The following is a 15,460-nucleotide window of genomic DNA, read 5'->3' as shown; positions in this document are numbered from 1 at the left end:
TCGAAAGAGGCATTGGAGCGGAGCCTCGGTCGGCGTTCAAACGCTTTCTGGTCCGTGTGACATGAGTCATAGGAATGTGAGAAAGGCGTCCGAAAAGAAGGTTTCCGCCGCTTGCCAATGCGGCAAATACTGTATGAAAATACAGTTAAATCGCAATCACCATGGGTCTTCCTTCACTCGACTCCTTCTCCGCCGCCGCAGGCCGGGGCGTCTGGCATGCCGACGAGCTCGGCCTGGCCGACGCCCAGGTCGCCGCCACCGGCCATGCCGCGCTCGACGCCGAGCTGCCGGGCGGCGGCTGGCCCGTGGGCGCGATGACGGAGTTGCTGCAGGCGACGCCCGAGGCCCATGTCTGGCAGCTGCTGCTGCCTGCGCTGGCCCAGGCGGTGCAGGCGCGGGGCGGTCCCGTGGTGCTGATCGGCGCGCCCTTCGAGCCCTGCGGCGCCTCGCTCGCGGCCGGGGGCCTGCCACTCGAGGCGCTCATGTGCATCAAGAGCCATGCGCCGCCCGCGCGGCTCTGGGCCTGCGAGCAGGCGCTGCGCTGCGCCGAGGTGGCCGCGGTGCTGGCCTGGCTGCCGCAGGCCCGCGTCGGCGAACTGCGGCGGCTGCAGCTCGCGGCCGCCCAGCACGAGGTGCTGCTGTTCGTATGCCGGCCCGCTTCGGCCGCGCAGGGGGCATCGCCCGCGCGGCTGCGCATCCAGCTCGACACCGACCCGGCCGACACCTCGCAGATGGCGCTGCACATCCTCAAGCGGCGCGGCCCGCCGCTGGCTGCGCCCGTCGTGCTGCCCGCACGCAACGAGCGCATGAGTGCGTTGCTCGCGGCCGCGCGGGTGCGCCGCAAGCTGCGCCTGCAGCAGCAGGGCCGCATGCTGCCCGCCGACCCGGCCGCCGCAGCGCCGTCGTCGTCGGCCACGGTGGTGCGCATCGACGCGTGGAAAGGGGGACCCGATGCACTGGATCGCATTGCGGTGGTCGCTTGAGCCTCACGCGCCGGACACGCCCGACGCGCCGGATGCCGCCACGCTCCCCACGCCCGAGGCGCTGGGCTGGTGGGCGCTGCGCTACACGCCGCATGTCGCCTGGCAGGACGAGGCGCTGATGCTCGAAGTCTCGGCCTGCGAACGCCTGTGGGGCGGGCGCACGTCGCTGATGCGCCAGCTGGCCCACGAGAACCCCGCGCCCGGCGCCGTGATGCGCGGCGCGCAGGGCGCCACCAGCCTGGTCGCGCTCGCGCGGCTGCGCCTGTTCGAGCGCAACGAGCGCCGGCCTCGGGATTTGCCTGCGGGCCTGCCGCTCGACACCCTGAGCGCCGCGCGCGGCCACCTCGACCTGCTCGCGCGGCTGGGCTGCCGCACCTGGGGCGACGTGGCGGCGCTGCCGCGCGGCGGTTTCGTGCGCCGCTTCGGCACCGAGCTGCGCGATGCGCTCGACGCTGCCTGGGGCTTCTGCCCAGAAAGCCACCAGTGGCTCACGCTGCCCGACGTGTTCGAGCAGAAGCTCGAACTCCCCGCGCTGGCCGAAACGGCACCCGAGCTCATGTGGTCGGCCAACCGGCTGCTGTCGGCGCTGCAGATCTGGCTGCGCGCACGCCAGCGCGGCGCGCGCGCGCTCGAGCTGCAATGGACGCTCGACCTGCGGCGCTTCAACGGCGCCGACCTGCCGCCGTACCAGCAGGTCACCGTGCGCACGGCCGAGCCCACGCAGGACATGGCGCACCTGCGCCGCCTGCTGTCCGAAAAGCTCGCGCTGGCCACGCTCGCCGCGCCGGCCAGCTGGATTCGGCTGCGCACGCTCGAGACCGATCCGTGGGCCGGCGCCAGCACCAGCTTCCTGCCCGAGGACAACCGCAAGGGCGACAAGCTGCACGAGATGGTCGAGCGGCTCAGTGTGCGGCTCGGGCCCGAGCGGGTGGTGGTGCCCGCTGCGCAGGCCGACCACCGGCCCGAGCGCAAGCAGGCCTGGCGGCCAGCGCTGCAGGCGAACGCGAAACCCGAGGCACCGTCCGGCAAGGCGCGCAGGCAGCCGAAGGCCGAACAGGCGCAGCAGCAGCCCGACGCCATCTACCCCGCCTGGCTGCTGCCCGAACCCCTGCTGCTCGAGATGGACGGCGAACGCCCCTGCTACCGCGGACCGCTCGCCAGGCTCATCGGCCCGCAGCGCGTCGAGGCCGGCTGGTGGGGCGACAAGGAAGAGGGCGGCCAGCCCGCCATGCGCGACTACTACATCGCCGAAAGCCCCGAGGCCGGCCTGGTGTGGATCTTCCGCGAGCGGCCCTCGGCGCGGTTTTCGCCGTCGGGCGAAGTGCGCTGGTACCTGCAGGGTTTCTATGCCTGACCTGAGCGAGAAGCAGCTGCGCGGACGCAACACCGCCAAGGTGCATGCGCTGCCGCCAAAGGCACGCGCCGTGCCTGGCCTGCCCGACTATGCCGAGCTGCATTGCCTGACCAACTTCAGCTTCCAGCGCGGCGCCTCCACGCCCGAAGAAGTGGTCGAGCGCGCCTACCAGCTCGGCTACAAGGCCCTGGCCATCACCGACGAATGCTCGGTGGCGGGCATCGTGCGCGCGCATGTCTGCCTGCGCGAACTGCCGGCCAAGCTGGCGGAATACGAGCGCGAACACCCCGACGAACCGAAAATTCCGCGCAACCCCGATTTCCGGCTGCTGTTCGGCAGCGAGTTCCGCTTCGAGCGCTTTCGGCTCGTGGTGATCGCGAACGACACCGAGGGCTGGGGCAACCTCTGCGAGTTCATCACCGCCGCGCGCAACACCGAACTGCCCAAGGGCGAATACCGCGTGGGTTGGGACGAGAGCGACGTCGCCTCGCTGCAGCACTGCCAGGTGCTGTTCGTGCCGCACCGGCAGCCCGGCCAGGCGCCGGACACCGCCACGCTGCACGAAGACCTGCTGGCGGCCAAGGCGCTCTACGGCGAGAACCTCTGGCTCGCGCTCGGCCTCTTCAACGAGCTCGACGACGACCTCTGGTTCGTCTCGCTGGTGCAGGCCGGCGAACGGGCCGGCGTGCCGCTGGTGGCGGCAGGCGACGTGCACATGCATGCGCGTTCGGTCAAGCCGCTGCACGACGTGCTCACGGCCGTGCGCCAGGGCAAGGCGGTGGCCGAGTGCGGCTTCGCGCTGCAGTCGAATGCCGAGCGGCATCTGCGGCAGCGCGTGCGGCTGGCCGCGCTGTACATGCCCGAGATGCTCTCGAACACGCTCGTCGTGGCCGAGCGGTGCCGCTTCGATCCCGCCGTGATCCGCGAGAACTACAAATACCCGCTCGAAACCGTGGGCACCCACGAGACGCCCGTGCAAACGCTGTTGCGCAAGACCTGGGAGGGCGCGGCAGGGCGGTATCCGGCGGGCATTCCCGACCAGGTGCGCGCGCAGGTCGAGAAGGAACTCGCCCTCATCACCGAGATGAAGTACGAGATGTTCTTCCTCACGGTGGAAGACATCGTGCGCTTCGCACGTTCGCAGAACATCCTTTGCCAGGGCCGCGGGTCTTCCGCCAACTCGGCCGTCTGCTACTGCCTGGGCATCACCGCAGTCGATCCCGACAAGGGCCACCTGCTGTTCGAACGCTTCCTGAGCCGCCACCGCAACGAGCCGCCCGACATCGACGTCGACTTCGAGCACCAGCGCCGCGAAGAAGTCATTCAGTACATCTACCAGAAGTACGGCCGCGAGCGCGCCGCCATCGCCGCCGTCGTCATCTGCTATCGCGCGCGCAGCGCCCTGCGGGACGCGGGCAAGGCCATCGGCATCGACGAGCGGCTGATCGACGAGTTCGCGAAAGACCACTACTGGTTCGACGACACCGTGCTCGGCGAACAGCTGCAGAAGGCCGCCGAGCGCGTCGGCGTGCAGGAAGACGCGCTCAGGCTCGAACACTGGATCGAGATGACGCGGCGGCTCAAGGGCTTTCCGCGCCACCTGAGCCAGCACGTCGGCGGCTTCGTGCTCACGCACACCAAGCTCACGCGGCTGGTGCCGGTCGAGAAGGCATCGATGAAAGACCGCTCCGTCATCCAGTGGGAAAAAGACGACCTCGAGGCCATGGGCATGCTCAAGGTCGACGTGCTCGCGCTCGGCATGCTCAGCGCCATCCGGCGCGGCCTCGACCACATGAACCGCTGGCGCGGCACGACGATGGAGATGCACCAGGTGCCGCACGACGACCCGAACGTGTTTGAAATGATCTGCGATGCCGACACCGTGGGCGTGTTCCAGATCGAGAGCCGCGCGCAGATGTCGATGCTGCCGCGCCTCAAGCCGCGCTGCTACGAAGACCTGGTGATCGAGGTCGCGATCGTGCGGCCCGGCCCGATCCAGGGCGGCATGGTGCATCCGTACCTCAAGCAGCGCGAGCGTGTCGCCAAGGGCCTGCCGATCCACTACGAGAAAGAGGAACTCCGCGAGGCCCTCGGGCGCACGCTCGGCGTGCCCATCTTCCAGGAGCAGGTGATGCAGATCGCGATGATCGCGGCCGGCTTCAGCGCCGACGAGGCCGACCAGCTGCGCCGCGCCATGGCCGCCTGGAAGCGCAAGGGCGGACTCGAGAAGTTCCACCAGAAGCTCGTCGACGGCATGGTTGCGAGAGACTACAAGCGCGAGTTCGCCGAAGCCATCTTCAAGCAGATCCTCGGCTTTGGCGACTACGGCTTTCCCGAAAGCCATGCCGCGAGCTTTGCCAAGCTGGTCACCGTGAGCAGCTGGCTCAAGTGCCACGAGCCCGCCTGCTTCCTGGCCGCGCTGCTCGATTCGCAGCCGATGGGCTTCTACAGCCCTTCGCAACTGGTGCAGGACGCGCGTCGGCATGGCGTCGAGGTGCGGCCGGTCGATGTCGCGTGCAGCGAGATCGACACCACGCTCGAGGCCCGCGCGCCCGATGCGCCGTGCATGCCGCCCGGCACCGACCAACGCCATGCCGATCGCCTCGGCAACCCCAACCAGCCCGCGGTGCGGCTTGGCCTCAACCGCATCTCGGGGCTCGGCGAGGAAGGCGCCCAGCGCCTGCTCGCGGCCCGCGCCCAGGCGCCCTTCAACAGCACCGAAGACCTTGCGCTGCGCGCCGAGCTCGACGCCAGAGACATGGCCGCGCTTGCCGCCGCCGATGCGCTGATGTCGCTGTCGGGCCATCGGCGCCAGCAGGTCTGGGACGCCACCGCGACGCGCGACACGGGCAGCCGCGGCGCCACTTTGCTGCGCGGTGTGCCCGTCAACGAAGAGGCCTTGCAATTGCCCGCCGCGCCCGAGGGCGAAGAGATCGTCGGCGACTACGCCGCGCTCGGCCTCACGCTGCGGCGCCATCCGCTCGCGCTGCTGCGCCCGCGCCTCGCGCGCATGAAGCTCATGAGTGCCGAGCAGCTTCGGCAGGTGCCCACCGGACAGACCGTGCGCGCCTGCGGCATCGTCAAGGGCCGCCAGCGGCCCGGCACCGCCAACGGCACCATCTTCGTCACGCTCGAGGACGAGACCGGCAACGTCAATGTCATCGTCTGGAACCACGTCATCGACGCCTGGCGCGAGCCGCTGCTCAAGTCGCACCTGCTCGCGGTGCAGGGCACCTGGCAGCGCGACGACGACAACCAAGGCAAGGTGCAGCACCTCATTGCCACCGGCTTCAAGGACCTGACCCCGCTCATGGGCCGACTGGCCGAGAGCAACACCAGCCGCGATTTCCATTGAAGCCGGCCCGCATGCCCATGAAGACCCCCATGCAACCGATCGTTCCATGGCTCGCGCCCGACGCTCGTTTTCGCTAACCTGTAGCCCATGTCCGCACTCGTCCTTGACCTTCCCGTGGCCGGGCCCATCGGTCCGCCGCCGCCCGCGCCCGACGTGCCGGTTCCCATGCCGCCGCCGCCTCCGCCACCCGAAGGCGATCCACCGCCCGTCGTGCCGCCAATCGAAGACCCCGGCTTTCCGCCGCCCGTGGGCGACCCGCCGCCGCCCATGCAGCGCGCCGAGGTGCCGTTCGGCAAGCACCATGCGCGGCGGCTGCGCGAGATCTACCGTTCGGCCGGCTGGCCCTGCTGCGACGCCATCGAGGTCGAGCTGCTCGCGGGCGGCTTTCTGGAGCGCGTGCGCACCGCACACGGCCACGAGACCTTGCGCGTCACCGATGCCGGCATTGCACGCATCGCCACCACGCTCACCCTCAACCGCGCGGCGCTCTCGCCGCACGAGGCGCTGGTCGAGCGCGTGGCGCGCGAGATGACCCGCGGCGGCCGCATCGCCTGGCGCGGCCTGGGTCTGCGGGCGCGCCTGCCCGCGCTCGAAGAGGGCGGCAAGCCGCGCTGGTGCATGGCCCGGCCCGACGTGTTCTCGATCCGGAACACCAGCGTCGAGGCCTATGCGCACCCCATCGTGCACGAGGTCAAGGTCAGCCGCGCCGACCTGCTCGGCGACCTGCGCAAGTCCGACAAGCGCGCGGCCTACCTCGACCTGGGCGGCGAGTGCTGGTACGTGCTGGGCAACGATGCGCGCGGCCGCTGCATCGCGTCACCCGACGAGATACCGGCCGAATGCGGCGTGCTCTTGCTCGACGGCGAGCGGCTCGTCGTCGCGCGCGCCGCCGTGCACCGCGCCTTCGAACGCATTCCCTTCGGCGTGTGGATGGCGCTCGCGAAGGCGCAGCCCATTGCGGGCTTCGACGACGATGCGCAGGACATGCTGGGCGAACTCGCGGCCGCGGCCGGATAGCTTGGCCGGGTAACGCGGCGCCTTTCTCGAAAGAAAAGAAGCACAACGCCAACCCGCTCAGCCGGCCTTCGACCCCCAATACACCGCGGTCGTGCGGATGACGCGTGCCGCCTGAACGCGGATGTCGGCGCCTTCGCGAAGCTTGGCAGGGTGCGCGTCGATCGCCACCCGGAACGGCCAGGTCGACAGCCGCGCTGCCGCATGCGCCCGCGGCAGCTGGCGCAGCAGCGGCGAGAAAAACAGGACCCGCGCAGAGGGGGAAGAGGGTGCCGGCGGGCGGGCGGTGGTCATGGTGTCGCCTCGAATGTTGCTCTTGGAGACGATCGATTCTAGAGGGTGAACTGTATGGATGTACAGTTATTTTGCCGGCGCGGGAGACGGCCCGCAACGCACCTCAAGGACTGACGCTCCGGTCGCGGCTGCGATAGTCAGGGCTGATCAGCGAGTGCCACGGCTGAGCGTTGCGAATGCTGAGGTCGAGCAGGTCCAGCAGTGTCCAGTCGAGGATGTCGCTTTGAAAGCGCCTCGCCGAAAGATCGGCGCGCGTCGATGCGCTGACGGCCCCGGATGTCCAGAGCAGCATCGGCACCTCGTAGCCGGCCCGGTTCTCGGCGTGCCCCGCATGGTTGCGTGTGTGGCCGACATCCTGGCCGTGGTCCGAGGTGTAGAGGAAGGCGCTGGGCTGGTTCGTCTTGTGCTGCATGAAGCCATCGAGAAGGCTGGAGACCACGTGGTCGTGATAGCGCAGTGCGTTGTCGTATTCATTGCGTTGGGCCACGATCCAGGGCATGCGGCCAGTCTTGCGCATTTGCGCCGTCACGCTGTCGGCAACGCCATTGAATACCTTGAATTCATCCGGGCGTCGCTGGTCGTAGTGAGGATGCGCACCGAGCAGGTGAACGATGATGAGCTTCCTCGGTGCCGGGTCCTTCAGTGCGGCCGCCCACGCAGGCAGAAGGCGTTCATCCAGGCTTCGATCGCCGCGCCTTCCGCCCGGATTGGGAAGGAACCTGACGTCGGCCTCCTCGGCAAAGCGGTTGTTGATGTAGCGGTCGTGCTGGTTCGAGATCCAGAACGTCTTGTAGCCTGCCTCGCGCGCCATCAAGGTCACGCTCGGTACGGCTTCGTCGTCGACCTCGTTCTCCAGGTCCCTCGCCGTCAGCATGTGCTGGAACGCACCGACCGTGTGGCTGCTCGCCGACAGCACGTCCTTGAACACCACGAGTTGGCCCTGTCGTGCATCGAGCCGGGGTGATGTCGCGCGCGCATAGCCGTAGAGGCTCCAGTTGTTGCGGTTGATGCTCTCTCCGACGACGAATGCAACGGTATTGCGCTCCGGCCCCGTGTAGGCGACGTCCAGTGCATCGAGCTTGTCCTCGGTCGCAGCTCGCTTGAGCGCCAGCATGCGGATGCCCGCCTGGTACTCGACGTAGCTGGACGCTTGCCCTGGCCAGTACAGGAACGGATTCGATCCCCGTGCCGTTGCATTGACCTGCACGCCGAGAAAGAGCGCAACGCACACGATGCCGGCGGCGGGATGCGAACGCGCCCGCCTGCGCCGATGCCACGACCAAATGAGCAGCAACGACGCCGCGCCGGCCGCAGCCAGGTGCAGCGCCAGGTCGACGGCATGGTGCCGGGCGAACTCCATCGACTCCGCAGCCGAGGTGTTCCCGACCGCATCGAGCACGAGCGCCGCGTCGGGATGGGTCCGGTAGACGGCCATGAGAAAGGAGCGCAGCAGCAGGTCCCCCGCGAACCCGAGGCGCCATGCCACCTCGAGAACGGCGCGCAGCCCCGCCAGGGGAGGCACCGCACGCAGTGCGCAGGCACCGAGGCAGAAGACCAGTGCCGCTTTCGCCGAGTCGCGCCACCCGATGTCGAAAGCCAGGTACATGGCGCACAGCAGCGCTGCGGCCAGCACAGGCTCCAGCCCCCCGGGAAGCGCTCGCGGCGATCGATGTACCCGCATCAGCGCAGGATGAGAACCGGCGCCACACTCGTGCGCAGCAGCGTCGTGGTGGTGCTTCCCACGATCAGTTGCCGGATGCGCGAGTGGCCATAGGCGCCCATCACCAGAAGCGCCGGCGCCTGGCCCGCAACCAGCGCGGGCAGCACATCCTCGGGGTCGCCGGCGGCCAGCACCGTTTCCACCGCGAAGCCTGCGTCCGCGAGCACGCGCCGTGCATCCTCGAGCTGGCGCCGGGCTTCCGGTGTCTCGGAACCGGCCATCGCCAGAAGTGCCGGAAGACCGGCCAGCATCGGGCTGCGCGCCACGGTCTCGACCATCTTGCGCGCCGTCGGGCTGCCGTCGAAGGCAATGACGAACCGTGCAGGGGCCGCGAAGCCGTCGCTCGTGGCGACCAGAACCGGGCGCTTGACCGAGCGGATGACGCGCTCGACGTGGTGGTCGAGATGAACCCTGCCGTGCGACGCCTCTGCGCGCCGATGCTCGCCGAGCACGAACAGGCGCGCCTCGGTCTCGACCTCGAGCACGCTGTCGACCAGCTCGCCATGGCGAAGCCGCGCATCGTGGCGCCCGACGCCTGCGGCCTCGGCGCGTTCGCGCGCGGCAGCCAGCAGGCGGCGGCCGCTTTCGGTGGCCAGCTTGCTGCGCTTCTCATCGAGTTCGCTCAGTTCCTGCAGCAACGACTCCTGGGCGCCGAGCCCGATCGCGCCGCTGTAGTCGCCGGCCGACGCGCGGCCCGGATGCCGTTCCAGCACATGCAGGAATTCCAGTGGCACATCCAGCCGCTGCGCCGACCAGGCGGACCAGTCGATCACCGCGGCAGTATTGCCGAGCCCGTCGATACAGGCGTAGACCTTGTTCATGGCGAGTCTCCTTCAGTGCATGAGTTTTTCGACGGCGCCCGGCTTGTCGTGGAGCGCGAAGCGGTCCACCAGCGTCGCGCTGGCCTCGTCGAGGCCGATGACTTCGACATCCGTGCCTTCGCGCTTGAACTTGAGCACGACCTTGTCCAGCGCGCTGACGGCGGTGATGTCCCAGAAGTGGGCACGGCTCACGTCGATCCGGACCTTCTCGACCACTTCCTTGAAGTCGAAGGCACCGACGAACGCTTCGGAAGAGGCAAAGAACACCTGCCCAACCACCGCGTAGTTGCGCATGCGGCCCTCGGCGTCGCTGCTGCGGTCGATGCGCAGCACGCGGCCGACCTTGTGCGCGAAGAAGATGCCCGAGAGCAGCACGCCGACGAAGACGCCCTTGGCCAGGTCGTGCGTGGAAACCGTCACGGCCACCGTGGCGATCATCACCAGCGATGAACTCGGCGGGTGCTCGCGCAGCTTGCGAACCGAGTCCCAGCTGAAGGTGCCGATGCTGACCATGATCATCACGGCGACCAGGGCCGCCATCGGAATCATCTTGACCCAGGGCCCGAGAAAAACGATCAGGATCAGCAGGAACAAGCCGGCGCAGAAGGTGGAAAGCCGCCCGCGGCCGCCCGACTTCACGTTGATGACCGACTGGCCGATCATCGCGCAGCCCGCCATGCCGCCGATGAACCCGGTGGCGATGTTGGCCACGCCCTGGCCCATGCATTCGCGGTTCTTGTTGCTGGTGGTGTCCGTCAGGTCGTCCACGATGGACGCGGTCATCATGGATTCGAGCAGGCCGACGACGGTCAGCGTCAGTGCATACGGCAGGATGATCCTCAGGGTCTCGAGGTTCAGCGGTACGTCCGGCAGCAGGAACACCGGAAGGCTGTCGGGCAGCTGGCCCATGTCGCCCACGGCGCGGATGTCGAGCTTCAGCACCACGGCGACGATGGTCAGCACGACGATGCACACCAGCGGCGAGGGGATCGCACGGCTGATGTACGGAAAGCCGTAGATGATCGCGAGGCCGGCGGCCGTCATCGCGTAGACGACCCAGGTGACGTTCGTGAGTTCGGGCAACTGTGCGAGGAAGATCAGGATGGCCAGCGCGTTGACGAAGCCCGTGACGACCGAGCGGGACACGAAGCGCATCAGCGAGCCCAGCTTGAGCAGGCCGGCCACGATCTGAAGCAGGCCCGTCAACACGGTGGCCGCAAGGAGGTACTGCAGCCCGTGCTCCTTGACGAGGAGCACCATCACCAGCGCCATGGCGCCGGTGGCGGCGGAGATCATGCCCGGCCGCCCGCCGGCGATGGCGATGACGACGGCCATGCTGAACGAGGCGTACAGACCGACCTGGGGATCGACGCCGGCAATGATCGAGAAGGCGATGGCTTCCGGGATGAGGGCAAGTGCCACGACGAGGCCGGCCAGGAGATCGCCGCGCACGTTGGACAGCCAATCTTTGCGAATGGATGAAAGGAGCATGAAAAAAGAAGGGCCGCGCCGGGCAAGAAGCCGGCGGCCACAGGTATTCAGAAGAGATCAAGCGCAAGCCGAGGCTTGCGAAGAGGCGTGCGCGAATCAGCGCAGCGGAATCGGCGGGACCTCAGGGCGGGGTCACCGTGCAGAAGTAGCCGCGCGGAAGCCCGCTGCCAGGAAAGCCTGGGCGGTGCGTCATGGCGGTGCGGCACTTGTGCATCGCATCATTTTAGACCGCGCCGCAGTCCACCATCAAGCAGCCTGCCGCTCCGGCTTTGCCGACCGCGGCGCTTCGCTTCGCGCGAGCCACAGCCCGCTTGCGACGATCAGCGCCGCGCCGCCCAGCGTCCATGCGTCGGGCGTGGCCCGCCAGAACAGCCAGTCGAGCACCAGCGCCCAGGCCAGGGCGCTGTATTCGAAGGGCGCGATGGCCGCGGCCTGGCCGTGGCGAAACGCCTCGGCAATGCACATCTGGCCCAGGAAGCCGCTGACGGCCAGGCCCCCGAGCACCCACAGCTGCGCGGACTGGATCGGCACCCATTGCGGCGCCGCCAACAGGCTGCCGCCCACGGCCATGCCCGCCGTGGTCCAGAAGACCAGCGCGGCGCTCGATTCGGTGCGGCTGATGAGCCGGCCCAGCATGTTCGACAGCGCATAGCAGACCGCGGCCGCGAGCACTGCGATCGCGCCCATCGACAGGAACGAACTCCGCTCGGGGCGCAGCGCGATCACCACGCCGACGAACCCCAGGCCGATCGCGACCCAGTGCCGCGGCTGGACCGACTCACCGAGCAGCGGCACCGCGATGAGCACCATCAAGAGCGGCGCGATGAAGCTCAGCGTGTAGGCCTGGGCCAGGCCGAGGGTCTTCAAGCCATAGACGAACAGCACCAGCATCGTCATGTTCAACGTGGCGCGCAGCAGGTGCAGGCGCCAGCGCAGCCGCCGGTTGAACACGCCCGCAGCCTCGCGCCGCCAGGCGATGTAGACGCACACCAGCGGCAACGCGGTCAGACCGCGCAGCGCCATCACCTGCACCGGCGGGTAGTGCCCCGAAAGGTTCTTGAGCAGTGCGTCCATGCAGGCGAAGAAGGCGCAGGCCAGCAGCATTGCGGCGATGCCGCGCAGGGTTCCGGTGGGGTGCAAGGTGGGGGGTGTCTCGCGGCAATGGGCCGGGGGAGGGGCCTCGTTCTGGAGAGCGAAGCATAGCTTTTGCGGGGAGATTTCGCCCGCTGACGGAAACCTGGACCCAGCTTCTCAACGCCTCGGTCGCCTGTCCGTGAAGACCGCACGTTGGGCATCGAACGCGCGCCGGTACGCCGGACGCGCCTCGGCGCGAGCGACGTAGGCCTCGAGGCTCGGGTATTCGGCGAGGATGCCGGTTCCTTCCAGCCGGCGCAGCACCAGCACCATCGTCAGGTCTCCGGCGCTGAACGCGCCGTCGAGCCACTCGGCGTCGCCGAGCCGGCGTGAAAGCTGATCCAGCCGGACCCGGACCCGGTCCTCGATGAGCGGCAGGCGCTCCGCGTACCAGTGCTTGTCGGCTTCGGCATAGGGCACCTGCTCACGTTCCACGATCGGCGGTTCGACGGTGTTGAGCGCTGCGAACATCCAGGCAATGGCGCGTGCACGGGCATCGACATTGTCCGGCAGCAGGCCGGCGTGCCGCTGCGCGATGTGGAGGATGATCGCGCCCGACTCGAACAGCACGAGATCGCCTTCTTCGTACGTCGGGATCTGCCCGAACGGATGCAGCGCGAGGTGCGGCGCCTGCTTCATCGCCTCGAACGAAACCAGGCGCACGGCGTAGGGCTGGCCCACTTCCTCGAAGGCCCAGCGCACGCGCATGTCGCGCGCCAGCCCCTGGCCCTCGTCGGGCGACGCTTCGAAGGCGGTGATGACGGGGATGGCCGGAGGGCGTCCGGCTGTCGGAGTGGTGGCGGGTTGGCTCATGCGCGGCTCCATGGCGAAGAGGGGGACAGGCATTCTCCCCCTCAGCGATGCCCGCAACGCTCATGACCTGCCTGATTCGCCACTCAGTGCCGCTCCGCCCCCGCCAGTGGATGCGCAGCCAGTTGCTGCGCCGCCAACTGCAGCAGCACCGGATCGATCACCGGTTCGCTCTTCGCCACCGCCCCCGGCGCACAGCGCCCGTAGGTGTCGTCGAAGCGCACGATGTCGTCCTCGCCGAGGTAGCCGCCGGTCTGTACCTCGATCACCTCGAGCATGGTCATGCCGGGGTTCTCCAGGCGGTGGATGGCGCCGAGCGGCAGGTAGATCGATTCGTTCTCGCGCACCAGGCTGACCTGGCCGTCGCAGGTGGCCTTGGCGGTGCCCTGCACCACGATCCAGTGCTCGGCGCGGTGGTGGTGCATCTGCAACGAGAGCTTGCAGCCCGGCTTCACGGTGATGCGCTTGACCTGGAAGCGCTCGCCCATGTCGAGCCGGTCGTAGGCGCCCCACGGTCGGACGACGCGGCGGTGTTCGGTGGCCTCGGCCTGGCCGTCGAGCGCGAGCATCTTCACCACTTCGCCCACGCGCTCGGCGCAATCGGCACTGGCCACGAGCACGGCGTCGGGGGTGTCGACGATGATGAGGTTCTCGGTGCCGAGCGCCACCACGGGGCGGTGCGGCGCATGGATGAAGGTGTCGCGCGAACCGATAGCGGTGGCCCGGCCGCTCAGGCGGTTGCCGGTGGCGCTGTCGGCCTCGTGCAGCTTGGCCACGGCGTTCCAACTGCCGACGTCGCTCCAGTTGCCGTTGAACTTGACGACGGCGATGTCGCGGTGCTTCTCCATCACGGCGTAGTCGATGCTCTCGCTGCGGCAGGCGGCGAAGGCCTGCGGGTCGAGCCGCTGGAAGCTGCCGTCGACCGAAACGGCGGCGGTCGCGCGCTCGCAGGCCTCGACGATGTCGGGCGCATGCGTGCGCAGTGCACCGAGCAGCGTGCCGGCGCGCGCCAGGAAGATGCCGGCGTTCCACCAATAGCCGCCATGCAGGATGAGCGACTCGGCCACGTCGGCCGAAGGCTTCTCCATGAAGCGCATCACGGCGCGGCCACAGCCATCGGGCAGTTCGGGGCCGGCCTCGATGTAGCCGTAGGCCGTGCTCGCAAAGCTCGGCGCAATGCCGAAGGTGACGATGCGGCCCGCGAGCGCGGCGCCGATGCCGCTGCGCACGGTGTCGGCGAAGAGCGCGCTGTCGGGAATGTGGTGGTCCGACGGCGCGAACAGCAGCAGGTCGTCGTCGTGCTCGGCGAGCAGCGCGGCAGCGGCGATGGCGGCCGCGGTGTTGCGCGCCACGGGCTCGAGGATCTGGCGGCCGGTGATGCCGGCGTTCTCGACGGCCTCGCGCACCAGGTAGCGGTGCTCCTCCGACGCGATGCAGGTGATGTTGCGATTGAGCCGGCCGAGCCGCTCGAGCGTGAGCTGCAACAGGCTCTTGCTGCCGATGAGCGGCGCAAACTGCTTGGGCAGCGCCTTGCGCGACAGCGGCCACAGGCGCGTGCCGTTGCCGCCGCACAGCACGACGGGGTGGATGACGGGATCCCCCGCGTTGTCGCTGAAGTGGAGGATGTCGGTGTTCATGTTCATGGAAATGTTCCTTGGAATGGCGCTCGTTCTCAGAGCTGGCCGGTGTGGGTGGCAAGGCTCACGGCCTGGGCGCGCGAATGCACGTGCAGCTTCTTGTAGATGTTCTTGATGTGGGCGTTGACGGTCTGCCCCGAGATGCCGAGTCGCAGGCTGATCTCCTTCGACACGCAGCCGCGCGCCACGCAGCGCAGCACCTCGCGTTCGCGCGCGGTCAGGGTGACTTCGCGCGTCGGCGTCTCGGGCGCGGGCGGCTCCTCGGTGCCTTGCAGGTTCATGCGCGACAGCAGGCGGCGCGTGAGCTTGGGCGTGATGACGGCGCCGCCGTTCACCACGTGCAGCACAGCCTGCGCGAAGCTCTGGAGCCAGGCGTGCTTGAGCAGGTAGCCGGTGGCGCCGAGCTCGAACGAATGGATCACGTGGGCATCGTCCTCGAGCGCCGAGATAACGATGATCTCGCAGTGCCGGTTGAGCTTGCGCGCTTCGCGGATCAGGTCGAAGCCAGAGCCGTCGCCGAGCCGCAGGTCGACCATGAGCACGTCGAACTGGTGGGTGGCGAGCAGCCGCCGCCCGTCGCGCACGCTGCCGGCCTGGGCTTCGAGCTGGATGCGCAGGTCCGAGAGCAGCTCCTGGGCGATCACGCGGCGCATGAATTCGTCGTCGTCGACCAGCAGCACGCGCACGGGCGCATCTTCCTGGCCCGTGAGGAAGTGCGGCCACAGCGGCTCGGGTGGTGGCACGACGCCACCCGGGTACATGGGCCGGCGCTCCTGCGCTCGGCTACCGTCGGGGCTGTCGGAAGAAAGAGGCACGGTATCGGGCATGTGATTTCCCTGTGGGATGG

12 protein-coding genes are annotated in these 15,460 nt (G+C 68.7%); 4 read left to right on the top strand and 8 right to left on the bottom strand.

The window, feature by feature from the left end; all coding sequences use genetic code 11:
* Positions 1-161: 161 nt before the first annotated feature.
* The 4 genes from imuA to AC3A6G_RS00505 all read left to right on the top strand — a co-directional run bounded on the left by imuA (position 162) and on the right by AC3A6G_RS00505 (position 6,709).
* Positions 162-983 (top strand): translesion DNA synthesis-associated protein ImuA, encoded by an 822-nt coding sequence (gene imuA / locus AC3A6G_RS00520; RefSeq protein ID WP_487861565.1) that lies wholly within the window; start codon positions 162-164, stop codon positions 981-983.
* The gene (locus AC3A6G_RS00515) at positions 952-2,337 is read left to right on the top strand and encodes a Y-family DNA polymerase (RefSeq protein ID WP_487861564.1); all 1,386 of its coding nucleotides are present in this window, start codon (positions 952-954) and stop codon (positions 2,335-2,337) included. Before imuA ends, AC3A6G_RS00515 begins: the two co-directional genes overlap by 32 nt.
* A complete protein-coding gene (locus AC3A6G_RS00510; RefSeq protein ID WP_487861563.1) occupies positions 2,330-5,692 on the top strand; it encodes an error-prone DNA polymerase in 3,363 nt (1,120 codons plus the stop codon). The genes AC3A6G_RS00515 and AC3A6G_RS00510 overlap by 8 nt, the downstream gene beginning before the upstream one ends.
* Before the next feature lie 87 nt (positions 5,693-5,779).
* Positions 5,780-6,709: a hypothetical protein gene (locus AC3A6G_RS00505; protein WP_487861562.1), complete on the top strand. Its 930-nt coding sequence runs from the start codon at positions 5,780-5,782 to the stop codon at positions 6,707-6,709.
* A gap of 57 nt (positions 6,710-6,766) precedes the next feature.
* On the opposite strand, the gene AC3A6G_RS00500 is transcribed toward AC3A6G_RS00505, so the two are convergent.
* The 8 genes from AC3A6G_RS00500 to AC3A6G_RS00465 form a co-directional block, all read right to left on the bottom strand.
* A complete protein-coding gene (locus tag AC3A6G_RS00500; RefSeq protein WP_487861561.1) occupies positions 6,767-7,000 on the bottom strand; it encodes a hypothetical protein in 234 nt (77 codons plus the stop codon).
* 103 nt (positions 7,001-7,103) lie between these two features.
* Entirely contained in the window at positions 7,104-8,606 is a 1,503-nt protein-coding gene (locus AC3A6G_RS00495; protein ID WP_487872818.1) for a phosphoethanolamine transferase, read from the bottom strand.
* 74 nt (positions 8,607-8,680) lie between these two features.
* Positions 8,681-9,541: a universal stress protein gene (locus AC3A6G_RS00490; RefSeq protein WP_487864387.1), complete on the bottom strand. Its 861-nt coding sequence runs from the start codon at positions 9,539-9,541 to the stop codon at positions 8,681-8,683.
* A 12-nt stretch (positions 9,542-9,553) separates the two neighbouring features.
* A complete protein-coding gene (locus AC3A6G_RS00485) occupies positions 9,554-11,032 on the bottom strand; it encodes a SulP family inorganic anion transporter (protein ID WP_487861558.1) in 1,479 nt (492 codons plus the stop codon).
* A 246-nt stretch (positions 11,033-11,278) separates the two neighbouring features.
* Positions 11,279-12,172, bottom strand: a complete 894-nt coding sequence (locus AC3A6G_RS00480) for a DMT family transporter (protein WP_487861557.1) — start codon at positions 12,170-12,172, stop codon at positions 11,279-11,281.
* 111 nt (positions 12,173-12,283) lie between these two features.
* A complete protein-coding gene (locus AC3A6G_RS00475; RefSeq protein WP_487872817.1) occupies positions 12,284-12,979 on the bottom strand; it encodes a glutathione S-transferase family protein in 696 nt (231 codons plus the stop codon).
* Positions 12,980-13,062: 83 nt separating this feature from the next.
* Complete coding sequence (locus AC3A6G_RS00470) at positions 13,063-14,619, bottom strand: mannose-1-phosphate guanylyltransferase/mannose-6-phosphate isomerase (protein ID WP_487861555.1); 1,557 nt, start codon at positions 14,617-14,619, stop codon at positions 13,063-13,065.
* 29 nt (positions 14,620-14,648) lie between these two features.
* Positions 14,649-15,440 (bottom strand): LuxR C-terminal-related transcriptional regulator, encoded by a 792-nt coding sequence (locus tag AC3A6G_RS00465; RefSeq protein ID WP_487861554.1) that lies wholly within the window; start codon positions 15,438-15,440, stop codon positions 14,649-14,651.
* Between the last annotated feature and the right edge of the window lie 20 nt (positions 15,441-15,460).

This window comes from Variovorax sp. Soil_C_26, assembly GCF_057657075.1.
Note: the sequence above shows the minus strand (reverse complement) of the source record. Positions and strands in the feature narration are given on the sequence as shown.

Bases quoted from the DNA above. Each gene is read 5' to 3' on its own strand.
- AC3A6G_RS00505 (WP_487861562.1), top strand. From the start codon at position 5,780: ATGTCCGCACTCGTCCTTGACCTTCCCGTGGCCGGGCCCATCGGTCCG.
- AC3A6G_RS00515 (WP_487861564.1), top strand. From the start codon at position 952: ATGCACTGGATCGCATTGCGGTGGTCGCTTGAGCCTCACGCGCCGGAC.
- AC3A6G_RS00495 (WP_487872818.1), bottom strand. From the start codon at position 8,606: ATGTACCTGGCTTTCGACATCGGGTGGCGCGACTCGGCGAAAGCGGCA.
- AC3A6G_RS00465 (WP_487861554.1), bottom strand. From the start codon at position 15,440: ATGCCCGATACCGTGCCTCTTTCTTCCGACAGCCCCGACGGTAGCCGA.
- AC3A6G_RS00475 (WP_487872817.1), bottom strand. From the start codon at position 12,979: ATGAGCCAACCCGCCACCACTCCGACAGCCGGACGCCCTCCGGCCATC.
- AC3A6G_RS00510 (WP_487861563.1), top strand. From the start codon at position 2,330: ATGCCTGACCTGAGCGAGAAGCAGCTGCGCGGACGCAACACCGCCAAG.
- imuA (WP_487861565.1), top strand. From the start codon at position 162: ATGGGTCTTCCTTCACTCGACTCCTTCTCCGCCGCCGCAGGCCGGGGC.
- AC3A6G_RS00490 (WP_487864387.1), bottom strand. From the start codon at position 9,541: ATGAACAAGGTCTACGCCTGTATCGACGGGCTCGGCAATACTGCCGCG.
- AC3A6G_RS00500 (WP_487861561.1), bottom strand. From the start codon at position 7,000: ATGACCACCGCCCGCCCGCCGGCACCCTCTTCCCCCTCTGCGCGGGTC.
- AC3A6G_RS00485 (WP_487861558.1), bottom strand. From the start codon at position 11,032: ATGCTCCTTTCATCCATTCGCAAAGATTGGCTGTCCAACGTGCGCGGC.
- AC3A6G_RS00470 (WP_487861555.1), bottom strand. From the start codon at position 14,619: ATGAACATGAACACCGACATCCTCCACTTCAGCGACAACGCGGGGGAT.